Origin of the sequence: Streptomyces sp. NPDC001194, from assembly GCF_042896985.1 — a bacterium.
Classification (GTDB): Bacteria; Actinomycetota; Actinomycetes; order Streptomycetales; family Streptomycetaceae; genus Streptomyces.
Genome location: NZ_JBIAXU010000029.1, coordinates 19139 through 33295 on the forward strand (window position 1 = coordinate 19139; position 14157 = coordinate 33295).

The following is a 14157-nucleotide window of genomic DNA, read 5'->3' on the forward strand; positions in this document are numbered from 1 at the left end:
CCGGGTGGGCGCGTTTGCACCGCCGTGTTCGCTCGGACCAGCCGGTGGTGGGGGCGCCGCACGGACCGGCCGGGAGGAGGAGCCGGTTCGGCGGTACGGGCCGCGGGCACCTGCCGGCCCGTCACCTCCCGGGCCCTGTGGCGTCATCGGGCTGCCGCCCTGCGGGGACGCCGGGCCGGGAGGACCCCCCGATGCCACCATCCGACCGGCCCCGGCCGTCCCGCCGGTCCGGGCTCGCCGCCCTCCTCGCGCTGCTGGCCCTGGCGACCTCCCCGGGCGGAGCCGCTGCCCTGCCCCTCCCCCGGGCGGCTGCCGCGGCCGCACCCGGCCCGGCCGCCGCGTCCGACGGGCCGCCCCGCCCCCGGCTCCCCGCCGCCGAGGCCGCGCTGCGCCGCCTGCTGCCTCCGCGGCACGCCCTCCAGTTCACCCTCCTGCCCGGTTCCCGGGGCGCCGACGGCCAGGACCGCTTCACGGTGTCCGGCCGGGCGGGAGCCGTCGTGGTCCGGGGCAGTACGCCCGCGACCGCACTGACCGGGGTCGGCTGGTACCTGCGGAACGTGGCCCGGGTGGACATCGGCCGGCCGGGCGACAGCCTGGGCGCGCTCCCCGACGTCCTGCCCGGTGTGCCGCGGCCGGTCACCCGCACCGCCCCGGTCCGCCACCGGTACGCCCTCAACGACACCGACGACGGGTACGCGGGCGCGTACCGCACCTGGGAGGAACGCCGGCGTCAGATCGACCTGCTCGCCCTGCACGGCATCAACGAGGTACTGGTCCGGGTCGGCGCGGAGTACCCGTACTGCGCGGCCCTGCGGCGGCACGGGTACACGGCGGCGGAACTGCGCGCATGGATCCCCGCCCCCGCGCACCAGAGCTGGTGGCTGCTGCAGAACCCGAGCGGGTTCGGCGGCCCGGTCGGCGAGCGGCTGATCGAGGAGCGCGCGGCGCTCGGCGCGCGGGCCGCCGGTGAACTGCGCGCCCTCGGCATGACCCCGGTCCTTCCCGGCAGCTTCGGCACCGTGCCGCCCGGTTTCGCCGAGCGCAACCCCGGCGCCCGGGTCCATCCGCAGGGCACCTGGGACGGTTTCGCCCGGCCCGACTGGCTGGATCCCGCCGGTCCGGTCTTCACCTCGCTCGCGGCCGACTACTACGCCGCGCAGCGCGCCCGCGGCGGGCACACGACGATCGGCGCCGACACCGGTGCCTGGCTCCGGCGGTTCGACGCGTGGCGGGCCAAGCCGGACAGCGCGCTGGCCGGCATCGCGTACATGCCGGAGGCGGCCGGGCTCGATCCGGCGGCCTTCGCGCTCTTCACCGATCTGGCCTGGGAGCCGGGTCCCCTCGACCGGAAGAAGTGGTTCGCCGCCTACGCGCGCCGCCGCTACGGCGCCGAGGACGGGTACGCGGCCGCCGCCTGGGAGGCCCTGCGCAGCGGCCCCTACAGCACCGGTACGGACTCCGCGCAGCCCCAGGACGGCCTGTTCACGGCCCGCCCGAGCCTGACGGCGAACAAGGCGAGCGCCTGGACCCCCGGCGACATGCGCCATCCGGCGGCCACGGTGCGCACCGCACTGGACGCGCTGCTGAAGGTCTCGCCGCGGCTGCGCCGTTCGAGCGCGTACCGCTACGACCTCGTGGACACGGCCCGCCAGGCCCTCGCCAACCGCTCCCGGGTGCTGCTGCCGCGGATCAGGGCCGCCTACGGGGCCGGGGACCTGGGCCGGTTCCGGCTGCTGGTCGGGGAGTGGCAGCGCGACGAGCGGCTGCTGGCGGCCGCCACCGGATCCGACCCGCACTTCCTGTTCGGGCGGTGGACGGCCGACGCCCGGTCCTGGGGCGCGGACGAGGCGGAGCGGGACCGCTGCGAGTACGACGTACGCTCCCTGCTGACCACGGGGGGGCACCCGTACCGCCGGCGAGCGGCCCTCCTCGCTGCACGACTGCGCGAACCGCGAATGGGCCGGGCTGCCGGCGGAGTTCCACGCTCCGCGCTGGGCGCGCTACTTCGCCTCGCTGGACCGGGCCCTGGTCTCGGGAGCGGCGCCGCGGGCCATCGACCGGTACGCCGTCGAGGACGCCTGGGCGCCCCGTACGACCGGCCGTCTGACCCGGCCGAGCGGGGATCCGTACGCCCTCGCGCGCGCCGTCGCGGACGCGCTGCCGCCGGCGGGCGGCCGTACCTGAGCGGGGCCGGTCACTCCCCCGGCCGGGTCACTCCCCCGGCCGGCCCGGGGCGAGCCGCTCGACGACCTCGGCCAGTTCCCCGCACACGCGCTCGATCTCCGTGCGGACGTTGTTCTGCTCGGTGACCAGCGCGGACAGCAGCAGCGCGGTGAGGGCCGCCGAGCCGTTGAGCGCCTGGAGGTTGACCATGACCTCGAAGAGGGTGTGGTCGGCGAACGGGCCGACCTCGTCGGTCGCCGCCGAGATCGCCAGGACGGACACGAGCAGGACGCAGGGCGCGCTGCCGGCCAGTTGGAAGCGTACGGCCGACCAGATCAGCAGCGGGAAGACGAGGAAGAGCAGCGACAGGGAGCTCCGCGTGGCCACGAGGACGACGGCGCCGGCGGCCAGGGTCAGCCCCACCCCCTCGGCGACCCGGTAGGCGTCCCGGGGCATCCGCACCCGGGGCACGACGAGCAGCAGCGGGGTCAGCACGAGCACGCCCATCGCGTCGCCCGCCCACCACGCCGACCACACCGGCCAGAACCCGGAGGGCGCCAGGGTCCCGGTGGCCACCAGCACCGCGGTGCCGATGGTCGCGCTGATCAGCATCGGCACCAGGCCGCCGAGGAACACCAGGGCCAGGCCGTCGCGCAGCCGGTCGATCTCGACGCGGAAGCCCACGCGGCGCAGCAGCAGGTACGCGCACACCGGCGCGAGGGTGTTCCCGGCGATGATGCCGAGGTCGGCGAGGTGGAAGGTGGCGAGGTGTTCGATGGCGAGGAACGTTCCGAGGGCGATGCCCGGCCAGATCCGCAGTCCGAACCAGAGCAGGGCGGCGACCGCGATGCCGGTGGGCAGCCACAGGGGCGTCACCACCGCACCGTCGACCACCACGCGCAGCAGGAGGCCGATCCGTCCTGAGGCGTAGTAGGCGGTGGCGACGATCAGGATCCCGAGAAGAGTTCCGCCGACACGTCGCCATTCCTCGGTGCGCACCACAGCATCAGACAACAACCGCCGCCTCCGGGCGGGGCGTGACACGCGCTACCGGCGCGGGGGTCCTGCCGCGTCGTGGCTGAGGACGAGCACCGCCGCGTCGTCCGCGTGTCCGGTGGAGTCGGCCACCTTCATGATTTCGGCGGCGATCTCGTCGGGGTCGGCGCCCGCGGCCTCCCGGACCACGCGGGCCACCCGGGCCAGTCCCACGTCGATGGGGAACGAGGGCCCCTCGACCACGCCGTCGGTGAGCAGGACGATGGAGCCCGCCCGGTCCAGCCGGCGCCGGGTCACCGTGTACCGGGCCCCGGGCTCCACCCCGAGCGGCAGGCCGCCCTCGTCGTCGGTGATGCCGTAGCGGCCGTCGACCGTGGCCCAGACGGAGGGCACGTGTCCGGCCCGGGCGCTCTCGAGCACCCGGGTCTCGGGGTCGAAGCGGAGCAGCGTGCACGTCGCGAAGAGCTCGCAGTCCATCGACAGCAGGACGTCGTTGGCCCGGCTCAGCACCTCGCCGGGGTCCACGAGGACGGTGGACACGGCGCGCACGCCGACGCGGACCTGCCCCATGAAGGCGGCTGCCTCCACGTCGTGCCCCTGGACGTCGCCGATGGAGAAGGCGAGCCCGCCTCCGGACAGCCGGAAGCCGTCGTACCAGTCACCGCCGATGTCCAGGCCGTGGCGGGCGGGTGCGTAGCGGGCCGCGCTGCGCAGACCGGGCAGGGCGGGCAGGGAGCCGGGCAGCATCTCGCGCTGGAGGGCCTCGGCGAGCTCCACCCTGGCCACTTGCAGTTCCGCGCCCGCGCGGGCGCGGGCGGTGAGCCGCCCCAGGGTGCTCAGGAGGTCGGCCGCGCTCACCGACTTCGGAGGTCGGGGCGGGGTCATGGACCGCTCGCGGGTGCATCCATAGGTCCCTGCTTACGTCCCTGCTCTCGGCACTCGGATCCCGGCTTTCGCGGTGGGCGCTGCGCCGGAGAGCCGACCACATCATATTTCCGCCATCCGGGGGTCGCGAGAGATGCGCCCCGCGGCCCGGCACCGGCCCGGTCCGACCACAGGGCGTGAGCTATGTTTGAAGACGAGTGACATGAGAGGGAGGCCCATCGGTGTCATCGGGGCAGCAGGCACGCGCACAGGCGGCCGCGATCACGCCGAGTGGGCAGGCGCCGCCGGTCCATGAACGGGCCCCCGGCGACCGGGTCCGCGCCCTCTTCGACGGCCGCCGGCTGTCCCCGGGGCAGCGGCGCATCGCCCAGTACCTGGTCGACCACCTCACCGAGGCCGCGTTCCTCTCGATCACCGAGCTCGCGGAGCGGGTGGGGGTCAGCCAGCCCTCGGTGACACGTTTCGCCACGTCGCTCGGCTTCAGCGGTTATCCGGCCCTGCGCGACGCCCTGCAGCCGATGGCGCTGAGCGCGGTCGCGGGCTCCCCGGAGAGCCGCGAGCAGTTCCGCCGCAACGAGCTCCAGGCGGCCGTGGACGCCGAGATCGTGAACCTGGAGAACGTCCGGCGCCTGCTCGCCGACACCGACCAGGTGCTCGACATCGGCCGCGAGCTGGCCCGCTCGGTGCCGCTGACGGTCCTGGGGCTGCGGATCTCGGTCTCGCTCGCGGAGTACTTCGCGTACGCGGCACGGCGCATCCACCCCGATGTCCGGCTGGTGACACGTGGTGGCAGCGTCGCCTACGACGCACTGCTCCAGTCCAGGGAGGCCGGCGGGACCTGGGCACTGGCCTTCGCGATGCCCCGGCACGCCAAGGAGACCCTGTCGGCGCTGCGGGCGGCGCGCAGCGCCGGGCTGAAGATCGCGCTGATCACCGACACCACCCTGGGCCCGCTGGTGGACGAGGCGGACGTGGCGCTGACCGCCGGGACGGGTGCCCGGCTGGTCTTCGACTCGTACGCGGCCCCGGGGATGCTCTCCGCCGCACTTCTCCAGGCCATGGCCGACGCGGATCCCGAGCGGACGCAGGCGCGGCTCGAGGGGTACGAGCAGGTCGCCGACCAGCACGGCTTCTTCCTGTAAGGCCGATTTTCAACCGGTACGGGGTAGTCCACTTTCACGCCACGTAGGCGTATGTAATTTTTCATTCTCTTGTCTACTCGACGGTATATATGTTTACTGAGCAGCGCGCCGGATCCACGGACGCCAAGGAGGGCGACCCCACGCCCTCCCAGAACGGACACCCGCGCGGGACGGCTCCTCCTCACGCCCCGCGCCGGGTGCCCGTTCCCGGCACCGGTATCCAACCAGAGCGCTTGTGGCGGCCTCGGTCAACCCCTGGGCCGAGGCCGCCCACCAACGTCTCGATCAGAGTTCCACACCACTCGGAAGCGACGAGAATGCGCCAGACGGCCTCCACCACGCTCAGCCCCGACTGGCCCTGCCAGGTCAAGACCCCCGGCACCCACGACTGGGAACGCACGGCCATGCGCTGGCTGCGGGATCTGCTGCCGGCCCGCTACGGCAGCTACCCGACACTGACCCGCAGCCCCGTCCTCCTCACCCGGCACGCCCAGCTCCAGCTCCAGCACGAGATGCGCGCGGTCCGGGTCGCCCTGGAGACCAGCCGGGCGGAACTGCCCTCGATGGGCGTGGCCGAGACCGTCATCGAGAGCTCCATCCGGATGTACGCCGTCGAGCTCCAGCAGCTGGGCCGCCTCTCCCGCGCGGTACGCCTGGTCGGCGACGCGCTGCGCGTCACGCAGAGTTGACGCCGCTTTCCCTCCACCGGGCCCGGCGGGACCGCACGGTCCCGTGACAGGCTGTCCCGTATGAAAATCCTGACAGTCGGCGCCGGCGCCGTGGGCGGCTGGTTCGGCGCCCGTCTCGCCCTGGCCGGGCAGGACGTCACCTTCCTGGTCCGCCCGGAGCGGGCCGCCGTCCTGCGCGAGCGCGGGCTGCGGGTGACGGGCCTCGGCGAAGAGCTCGCCCTCACTCCCGAATTGGTGACCGCGGACGCGCTCTCGCGCCCGTACGACCTGGTCCTCCTGTCGGTGAAGTCCACCGCCCTCGACCGCGCGGCGAAGGACCTGGCCCCGGCGGTGGGGCCGGGCACCGCGATCGTGCCGCTGCTGAACGGCTTCGCCCATCTCGACCACCTGACCGACCGCTTCGGCGGGGCTCGGGTCCTCGGCGGTGTCGCCAAGGTGGTCACCACCCTGAACGAGCACGGCGACATTGTGCGCATGGCCCCGCCGTCGGTGGTGATCACCGGCGAACTCGACGGCCGGCCCTCCGCGCGCGTGGACGCCGTACGCGCCGCGCTGACCGCGGCGGGCATCGACAGCCCCGCCACCGCGGACGTCGTCGGCTCGATGTGGCACAAGTGGGTGTTCATCAGCACGCTGGCGGCCGTCACCTGCCTGGGGCGCGGCTCCGTGGGCGAGGTCGGGGCCGTGCCCGGCGGCGCCGGGCTCGGGCCGTCCGTACTCGCCGAGGCGGCGGCCGTCTCGGCCGCGGCCGGGCATCCCGTCCCGGAGGCCGAACTCGCCTTCACGGCGCGCACGGTGACCGCGCCCGGATCCCCGCTCACCCCGTCGATGTACCGGGACCTTGCCTCCGGCCGGCCCACCGAGGTCGAGCACGTCTTCGGCGATCTGACGGCCCGGGCCCGCGCGCTCGGCGTGCCCACCCCGCTGCTCGACCTCGCCACCCTGCAGCTGCGGGTGCACCAGCGGCGCGTACTGCCGGCCCGGACCGGTGCCTGATCTCCCGGGCGTGACCTCCGCACCGGTCCGTCGTTGAACACGGCGGTCAAGCGAAGTGCACCAGTGAAGTCCCGGGTCTCCCCGCGAGGCCCGGGATTTCGCTTGTACGGACCCGCGCCGGCCCCGGACGAGGCCGTCGCCCCGGGCCCGGAAGGCTCCCCGACCCGGTGCGGCCCGGGCCCCCGGAACGGAACTCGCTGGTCAGGGGGGACGGAGAGTGACAGACTGGGACGGCTTCAGGTCGATCCAGGAGGACACATGGCAGAAGAGTCGGACACCCCGCAGGACGAATCGCCGGCCGAGGAGGCCAAGCGCAAGTTCCGGGAGGCCCTCGACCGCAACGCCCGCAGTGCCCACGCACAGCAGGCTCACCAGAGCCGGGCCAAGATCCAGGGCGCCAGCGGTGGCGCCGGCGGCAAGAACAAGAAGACCCGCCGCAAGACGGGCTGACCGCCCGCGGCCGTCTCCACGGCGCACCCTGAAGATGTCGGACGAAGGGGCCGTCTCCCGCTCACGGAGTGGGAGACGGCCCCTTCGCGCGCCCCCGGCCGCGGTGGACGCGCTGGGCCACTCGGGTGACAGCGGATAACCAAGCGCACGGATTGCAGTTGATCAGCTCGTCCCGCCGGGGGCAGCCATCCCATGCAACAGCGCTACAGAAGGAAAATCCTCATGCTCAAGAAGCTCATGGCCACCACTGCGGTCACCGCCTCCGTGCTGGGCCTCGGTGCCGCGGTTGCCGCCCCGGCGATGGCGATCGGCAACGACAACGGGATCAACACCGTCAACGGCAACGACTCCGCGCAGATCTACGGCAACCAGGAGACCAAGGGCGCGATGAGCCCGCAGCTCAGCGCGGTCCAGGGCTCCCTCAACAAGCTCTGCGTCGGCCTGCCGGCGAAGGTCAACGCCCAGTCGCTGGTGGCCGTCCTCGCCAACATCGGCGTCCAGGACGTCAACGTCCTGTCCAACCCGATGAACCAGCAGTGCACCGAGAACTCCACCCAGGCCAAGGGCGACGAGTCTCTCTCCCACATCGTGGACAACATCCCGGTCCTCTCCGGCAACCTCTCCGCCGGCAGCTGACCGCTCCTGGACGACCGGCTGGGCCCGTACGCGCGATGGCGCGTACGGGCCCAGCCCGTTTCCTGCCGGAGCGGGCGCCCCCGGATGTTGTCCGAAACGAATGAATGCTGGTCTAGACCTTGACAGGTCCAGACCAGCTTCGCTTCAGTGGCCGGGAATGCCCCCCACGGCAATTCCCCCCACTGAAGGAGCAGTTACGTGATACGTGCGCTTCGCCGCCGAGCTCTCGCCCTGGCCGCCGCCGCGGCCGCCACCATCGGCCTCGCGGTCGCCCTCCCCGCCTCGCCCGCCTCCGCCGCCGCGGCCTGCGTCTCCCCGTGGTCCTCGTCCGCCGTCTACACGGGCGGTATGAGCGCCTCGTACAGCGGGCACAACTGGCAGGCCAAGTGGTGGACGCAGGGCGAGACGCCCGGCACCACCGGGCAATGGGGCGTCTGGTCCGACCTCGGCACCTGCGGCGGTGGCGGCGGCCAGGACCCGGATCCCGGCAACCCGTCCGGATTCGTGGTCTCCCAGGCCCAGTTCAACCAGATGTTCCCGAACCGGAACCCCTTCTACACGTACAACGGCCTGGTCGCGGCCCTGTCGGCGTACCCCGGCTTCGCCAACACCGGTGACGACACCGTCAAGCGGCGCGAGGCGGCGGCGTTCCTGGCGAACGTGTCGCACGAGACGGGCGGGCTCGTGTACATCGTCGAGCAGAACACCGCCAACTACCCCCACTACTGCGACGCGAGCCAGCCGTACGGCTGTCCCGCCGGGCAGGCCGCCTACTACGGCCGCGGCCCGATCCAGCTCAGCTGGAACTTCAACTACAAGGCCGCGGGCGACGCGCTCGGCATCAACCTGCTCGCCAACCCGTACCTCGTGGAGCAGGATCCGGCCGTCGCCATGAAGACCGCCCTCTGGTACTGGAACACCCAGAACGGCCCGGGCACCATGACCGCGCACGCCGCCATGGTCAACGGAGCCGGGTTCGGCGAGACGATCCGCTCCATCAACGGCTCCCTGGAGTGCAACGGCGGCAACCCCGCCCAGGTCCAGAGCCGGATCAACGCGTACCAGTCCTTCACGCAGATCCTGGGCGTGAGCCCGGGCGGCAACCTGGGCTGCTGAGCCCGCCGTCACCCCGGCCCCTGCGCACCCTCAGCGGGTGCGCAGGGTGGTGGCCAGCTGGGCCCGGGAGCGGACGTCGAGCTTCTGGTAGATCCGCGTCAGCCTGGCCTCGACCGTCTTGACGCTGACGAACAGCTTCGCGGCCGCCTCCTGGTTGCTGGCGCCCTCCGCGACGAGCAGGGCGAGCCGGGTCTCCGCCTCGGTCAGCACCCCCGGCGCCACGGCCCGGCCGCCGCCCGGGGCCGGGGCCGGCTCCCGGTGCTCCGCGGCTAGTTCGGCCCAGGGCTTCGCGCCGGCCGCGGTGAACACCTCCGCGGCGGCGCGCAGCGCGGCGCGGGCGGGGGCGCGCCGCCGCCGGCGCCGCTCCACCCGGGCCAGGGCGAGCAGCGTACGGCCGCGCTCCACCGGGAGCTCGAGCGCGGCGAACCGCTGCGCCGTGTCCTCCAGCAGCTCCACGGCGGCGTCGGCGTCGCCGTGCGCGGACAGGCACAGGCCGCGGGCCCGGTCCAGGGCGGCGACCACGCCGGTGCGGCCCAGACCGACGGCCACCGTACGGACGGCTCCGAGCAGTTCGGCCGCCTCGTCGGGTGCGTCGGCCGCCACCAGCGCCTCGGCCAGCTCTCCGTGCCAGCGCAGGATCGAGGGGTCGACGACCTGCTGGGCCTCCTCCAGTTCGGCCACGCGGCGCAGGGTGGCCACGGCTCTGGCCGCCTCCCCCGTCGCCAGCTCCGTCAGGCCGAGCGCGTACAGGCTGCGCGAGAGGAAGACCTGGTCGTGTTCCTCCTCGGAGGCCTGGATGCCGCGCCGGGCGTAGCCGGCGGCGCGGGCGAAGCTGCCGCCCATGGCCTCGGCCATCGCGGAGGCGTACCAGGCGGGGCCGGGCGAGAGGCCCGCCTCGATGGTGAGTTCGAGGGCGCGGCGGGCGTGCGCGGAGGCGGACGTACAGCGGCCGCGGCGCAGCTCCACCTCGGTGAGGCTGCGCAGGACCTCGAAGACGTCCTCGGCGGATCCGGTGCGCCGGACGGCGGGGAGCAGGACGAGCAGCTGCCGCCGGGCGTCGTCGAGGCGGTCGTCGAACAGGGCGTGCCGTACGTCGAGGTACTGGGGCGCGTTGCGCATGCCGAGCGGCACCTCGGGGGCGGGCAGGGCCAGGGCCTCGGCCAGGATGTCCTCGGCGTCGGGGTCCCCGAGGATGCGGCCCATCCGGGCCCGTACGGTCAGGGCCATGGCCTCGGCGACCTGGTCGCCGCCGAGGGCGGCGAGCGCGCCGGCCTCGGCCGCGGCGTCGCGGGAGCGGACGGGGTCGCCGTCGCTGAGGTTGTACTTCGTGGCGATCCGCAGCTGTACGGCCGCCTGGAGGGCGGGGTCCCCGGCGGCGTCGTCCATGGCGTACGCGAAGGTCTCGTCGAGGGCGGCGAGGGCCTGTCCCGCCGCGTCGATCACGGCGAGCCGGGCGCGCACCCGGTCGGCGGGCGAGGCGTCGCGGGCCAGGACCGCGCGGGTGGCGCGGCGGGCGAGGTCGGCGCGGCCGGCCCAGCCCGCGTCCTCGGCGGCGGCGACGAGGCGGGCCAGTTCGTCCCCGGGCCTGTTGGTCGGGGTGCGTTCGGCCGCGAGCAGGCCGAGCTCTGCGGCCAGGGCCCGCTGGCCGCGTCTGCGGCAGGCCGCGGCGGCCTCGGTGATCTCGGCGGCGAGCCACTCGTCGGGGGTGTCCACGGCCAGGGCGCGGTGGCGTACGGCCTGGACGGGGTCGTCGACGGCGGCGGCGAGCGCGGAATGCCCGGCCGCGCGCTCCGGCCAGCCGGCGTCGGCGGCCAGGGCCATGGGCAGGGCCCCTGCGGTGAAGGCGACGGCGCCGTCCTCCCCCACGGTGACCAGCGCGGCCCGTTCCGCTTCGGCCAGCTCGGCCTCGGCGTCGGGTCGTCCGGCCCGGCGCAGCAACGCGGTGGTCGGGCGCGCCGCGAGGGCGGCGAGCAGCAGGGTGCGGCGGGCGGGGGCCGGGGCTTCGGCGAGGAGCCGGCGGGCGACCTCGCGGGCCTGGCCGGACAGGGGCAGGGGGTCGGCGTGGTGGGCACTGGCGTCGCGGGCCTCGGCGGCCTCGGCGAGGGAGTGGCCGAGGGCGAGGGCGAGGCGCGGGTTGCCGCCGCTGGCCTGGTGGATGCGGCCGGCGAGGCGGGCGGGGAGGCCGTGGCGGGCGAGGAGTTCGGCGACCTCGTCGGCGCCGAGCGCGGGGACGCGGATCGCGGGGGTGCCGGGGCCGCACAGGGGGCCGCCGACGGGGGCGCCGCCCTGGACGCATTCGGCCACGAGGACCCGTACGCGGGGCGGGGTCAGCCGCAGGGCGAACCGGAGCAGATCGGTGCTTTCCGCATCCAGCCACTGGGCGTTGTCGAGGACGAGCAGGACGGGGGTGCGGGCGGCGAGGGTGCGCAGGACCTCGACGACGGCGAGGCGCAGCGCGACGTGGTCGCGGCCGGCGCGGGGTGCGTCGGCCTCGCGGCGCAGGAGGGCGATGGCGGTGCGCTGGGGCCCGGAGAGCCGGTCCAGGGCGGCGCCGGGTACGGAGGCGAGGAGCGCGGCGGCCGAGGCCTCCGGTATCCACTGGTCGGCGGCCTCGGGAGCGAGGCGGAGCACGGTCTCGTGGCGGGCCGCGGCGGCGGCCGCGACGGCCCCGGCCACCTCGGTCTTGCCCGCGCCGGCGGGTCCGGTGAGGAGGGCCCGCCCGTGCCCGGTCAGGGCACGTTCGACCTCCTTGATCAGTTCACCGTGTCCGACGGTCGTGTCAGCGTTCCCCGTCGCCGCCACCACGCAGCAGCCACCAGCCTCTCGTCCCCGCTCCTGTGCATGTCCTGTGAGACGCGACAATACGAGGTCGGATGCCGGGTGGACCCGGATTGTGACGCAGAATTCAGTCAGCTGTCAGGAAACGGCTGCGGACCTGCCGATACGAGGTGTATCGGCAGGTCCGCGGGCTCATCGGTCCGTACTGGCGCGGCCGGCCGGGTGCTGCTGACCGGCGCGGGTTTCAGGTCCTCAGAAGCCGAGGCTCCAGGAGTCGATGAAGCCGGTGTCGCCGCCCGCGTTGTCGTTGACGCGGAGCTTCCAGGTGCCGTTGGCGACCTCCGAGGAGGCGTTCACGGAGTACTGCTGGTTGATGTTGGCGGTGCCGCCGCCCGCGCGGTTGTGCAGGGTGTAGACGGAACCGTCCGGGGCGACCAGGTCGACCTTGAGGTCACCGATGTAGGTGTGCACGATGTTCACGTTCACCTTGAGCGCGGCCGGGGCGTTGCCCGCGACTCCGCTGACGGTGATCGGGCTCTCGACGGTCGTGTTGTCGAGGATGTTCACGTTCGTACCGTTCTCAAAGCCCGGGGCGGGCGTCGAGGTGACGGCGGCGATGGTCGCGGCCGCGTCGGCGATGCCGGTGCCGCAGCCGCCGGTGCAGGTGCCGGGCAGCGGGCGGGCGTTGGCCTTGATGGCCGACTCGACCTGCGCCGGGGTCAGCGAGGGCTTGGCGGCGACGACGAGCGCGGCGAGGCCCGCGATGTGCGGGGCGGCCATGCTGGTGCCCTGGTAGGGCTTGTAGATCTCGGAGCCCGGGGTGGTGGCGCCGTTGTTCAGCGTCGAGAGGATCCCGTTCTCGGGGGTGGTGACGGTGCCGGGCGTGTCGGTGGCGCGGCGGGTCTCACCGCCCGGGGCGGAGACGTCGACGCGGCTGCCGAAGTTCGAGTAGAACGAGCGGTCACCGGTGCGGTTGGTGGCGGCCACGGAGACCACGTTGTTGCAGCTGGCGGGCGAGAAGCCGGCCGCGTCCGCGTTGCTGTTGCCGGCGGCGACCACGACGGTGGTGCCGCGGGCGACGGCCGCGTTGATGGCGTTCTGGTAGCTCGCGGTGCAGGCGCCGGAGCCGCCGAGGCTCATGTTGATGACCTTGGCGGGGGTGGCGTTCGCCGGGACGCCCGAGACGGTGCCGCCGGAGGCCCAGGTGATCGCGTCGACGATGTCGGAGGTGGTACCGCCGCACTTGCCGAGCACGCGGACGGGCTGGATCTTCGCGTTGTACGCGATGCCCGCGACGCCCTTGGCGTTGTTGGTGGCGGCCGCGATGGTGCCCGCGACGTGGGTGCCGTGCCAGGAGGAACCGCTGGCCGGGGAGCCGGTGCCGCACTCGCCGGCCGCGCTCCAGTCGCCCGCGTCGGCGGGGTTGTTGTCGCGGCCGTTGCCGTCACGGGCGCCCGTGGCGTCGGAGATGAAGTCGTAGCCGGCGACGATGTTCGAGGCGACGTCCGAGTGGGTCACGTAGCCGGTGTCGATCACGGCGACGGTGACGCCGGAGCCGGTGGTCTTGTCCCAGGCGGCAGGAACGTTCATGCCGCCGGTGGGCTCGAAGAGGTCCCACTGCTTGGCGTACTCGGTGTCGTTCGGGGTGGCCATCGCGTAGGCGCGGGAGTCGGCCTCGACGTACGCGACGTCCGGGTCGGCACGGAACTGGGCCATCACGTCGGCCGCGGCGGCCGGGGCGACGGAGCCGCCCAGGTTGACGAGGGCCGCACCGGTGCCCAGACGGCGGTCGAACTTCGCCTTCTTGCCGGCCTTCTTGCCCTTGGCGGTCGCGTCGTCCGCGGCGGCCTTGTTGGAGCTGGCCTCGGTGGCCGAGGACTTGTAGCCGACGATCAGGTTCTGCACCGGAGCGGCGTCCGGAGCGGCCGGCGCCCCCGCGGCCGGCAGGGTGGAGGCGGCGGCCGGAGCCGGAGCGGGCTCCGAACCGGCCAGGGCGACGGAAGCGGTGGCGGAGCCGGCGAGCAGGGTGACGGACATCGCCACCACGGATATGAGCCTGCTTCGTCTCGTTGCGTGCACTGTGTTCCCTTTCGCGGGCCCGGTTCCGGGCAAGCCGGAGCGGGCGGTTGAGCAGTGTGGGAGGTGAACCGGCGGCTACGGGGCCGGGGACGGGTCGGTCAATCCCGTCCCGGCCACCGCTGCTCGCCGCGTTGTCCCGGCCGCTTCGGCGGGGCTGGGGCAACGGCGGTGCGGGCGATCCACCCGCCCGGACGGCTTCACACCATGTGGGGTTGGCGCGGGGTCCG

The 14157-nt window shown here is 74.1% G+C and carries 11 protein-coding genes and 1 pseudogene; 8 read left to right on the forward strand and 4 right to left on the reverse strand.

Annotated features, from left to right (window positions below; all coding sequences use genetic code 11):
• Positions 1-191 precede the first annotated feature (191 nt).
• Positions 192-1838, forward strand: a pseudogene (locus ACFY1T_RS34260) (alpha-N-acetylglucosaminidase TIM-barrel domain-containing protein); the annotation flags it as partial.
• Positions 1839-1965: 127 nt separating this feature from the next.
• Positions 1966-2184, forward strand: coding sequence for an alpha-N-acetylglucosaminidase C-terminal domain-containing protein (locus ACFY1T_RS34265; protein ID WP_390791678.1), 219 nt, complete (start codon positions 1966-1968; stop codon positions 2182-2184).
• A 27-nt stretch (positions 2185-2211) separates the two neighbouring features.
• On the opposite strand, the gene ACFY1T_RS34270 is transcribed toward ACFY1T_RS34265, so the two are convergent.
• Positions 2212-3165 carry an MASE1 domain-containing protein gene (locus tag ACFY1T_RS34270; protein WP_390791679.1) on the reverse strand — a complete coding sequence of 318 codons (954 nt, stop codon included), beginning with the start codon at positions 3163-3165 and terminating at the stop codon, positions 2212-2214.
• 45 nt (positions 3166-3210) lie between these two features.
• Positions 3211-4044: a PP2C family protein-serine/threonine phosphatase gene (locus tag ACFY1T_RS34275; RefSeq protein WP_384705791.1), complete on the reverse strand. Its 834-nt coding sequence runs from the start codon at positions 4042-4044 to the stop codon at positions 3211-3213.
• Positions 4045-4265: 221 nt separating this feature from the next.
• On the opposite strand from ACFY1T_RS34275, the gene ACFY1T_RS34280 reads away from it, so the two are divergent.
• The 6 genes from ACFY1T_RS34280 (at position 4266) to ACFY1T_RS34305 (ending at position 9073) form a co-directional block, all read left to right on the forward strand.
• Entirely contained in the window at positions 4266-5186 is a 921-nt protein-coding gene (locus tag ACFY1T_RS34280) for a MurR/RpiR family transcriptional regulator (RefSeq protein WP_384705789.1), read from the forward strand.
• Between the two features lie 317 nt (positions 5187-5503).
• Positions 5504-5875, forward strand: a complete 372-nt coding sequence (locus tag ACFY1T_RS34285) for a hypothetical protein (RefSeq protein ID WP_390791666.1) — start codon at positions 5504-5506, stop codon at positions 5873-5875.
• 60 nt (positions 5876-5935) lie between these two features.
• A complete protein-coding gene (locus ACFY1T_RS34290; RefSeq protein ID WP_390791667.1) occupies positions 5936-6871 on the forward strand; it encodes a ketopantoate reductase family protein in 936 nt (311 codons plus the stop codon).
• Positions 6872-7129: 258 nt separating this feature from the next.
• On the forward strand, positions 7130-7321 hold the full coding sequence (locus tag ACFY1T_RS34295; RefSeq protein ID WP_030860847.1) for a DUF5302 domain-containing protein: 192 nt from the start codon (positions 7130-7132) through the stop codon (positions 7319-7321).
• Positions 7322-7543: 222 nt separating this feature from the next.
• On the forward strand, positions 7544-7957 hold the full coding sequence (locus ACFY1T_RS34300) for a rodlin (RefSeq protein ID WP_030860844.1): 414 nt from the start codon (positions 7544-7546) through the stop codon (positions 7955-7957).
• A 198-nt stretch (positions 7958-8155) separates the two neighbouring features.
• On the forward strand, positions 8156-9073 hold the full coding sequence (locus ACFY1T_RS34305) for a glycoside hydrolase family 19 protein (protein ID WP_229342868.1): 918 nt from the start codon (positions 8156-8158) through the stop codon (positions 9071-9073).
• Positions 9074-9103: 30 nt separating this feature from the next.
• Here the strand turns inward: ACFY1T_RS34305 and ACFY1T_RS34310 are convergent, their stop codons facing one another.
• Positions 9104-11878, reverse strand: a complete 2775-nt coding sequence (locus tag ACFY1T_RS34310; protein WP_390791668.1) for an AAA family ATPase — start codon at positions 11876-11878, stop codon at positions 9104-9106.
• A gap of 225 nt (positions 11879-12103) precedes the next feature.
• Entirely contained in the window at positions 12104-13888 is a 1785-nt protein-coding gene (locus tag ACFY1T_RS34315; protein WP_390791680.1) for a S8 family serine peptidase, read from the reverse strand.
• Positions 13889-14157 lie beyond the last annotated feature (269 nt).

What these genes read in the sequence shown, in the direction of transcription:
- ACFY1T_RS34315 (WP_390791680.1), bottom strand. Translation starts at nt 13,888, where the DNA reads ATGTCCGTCACCCTGCTCGCCGGCTCCGCCACCGCTTCCGTCGCCCTG.
- ACFY1T_RS34290 (WP_390791667.1), top strand. Translation starts at nt 5,936, where the DNA reads ATGAAAATCCTGACAGTCGGCGCCGGCGCCGTGGGCGGCTGGTTCGGC.
- ACFY1T_RS34285 (WP_390791666.1), top strand. Translation starts at nt 5,504, where the DNA reads ATGCGCCAGACGGCCTCCACCACGCTCAGCCCCGACTGGCCCTGCCAG.
- ACFY1T_RS34275 (WP_384705791.1), bottom strand. Translation starts at nt 4,044, where the DNA reads ATGACCCCGCCCCGACCTCCGAAGTCGGTGAGCGCGGCCGACCTCCTG.
- ACFY1T_RS34300 (WP_030860844.1), top strand. Translation starts at nt 7,544, where the DNA reads ATGCTCAAGAAGCTCATGGCCACCACTGCGGTCACCGCCTCCGTGCTG.
- ACFY1T_RS34295 (WP_030860847.1), top strand. Translation starts at nt 7,130, where the DNA reads ATGGCAGAAGAGTCGGACACCCCGCAGGACGAATCGCCGGCCGAGGAG.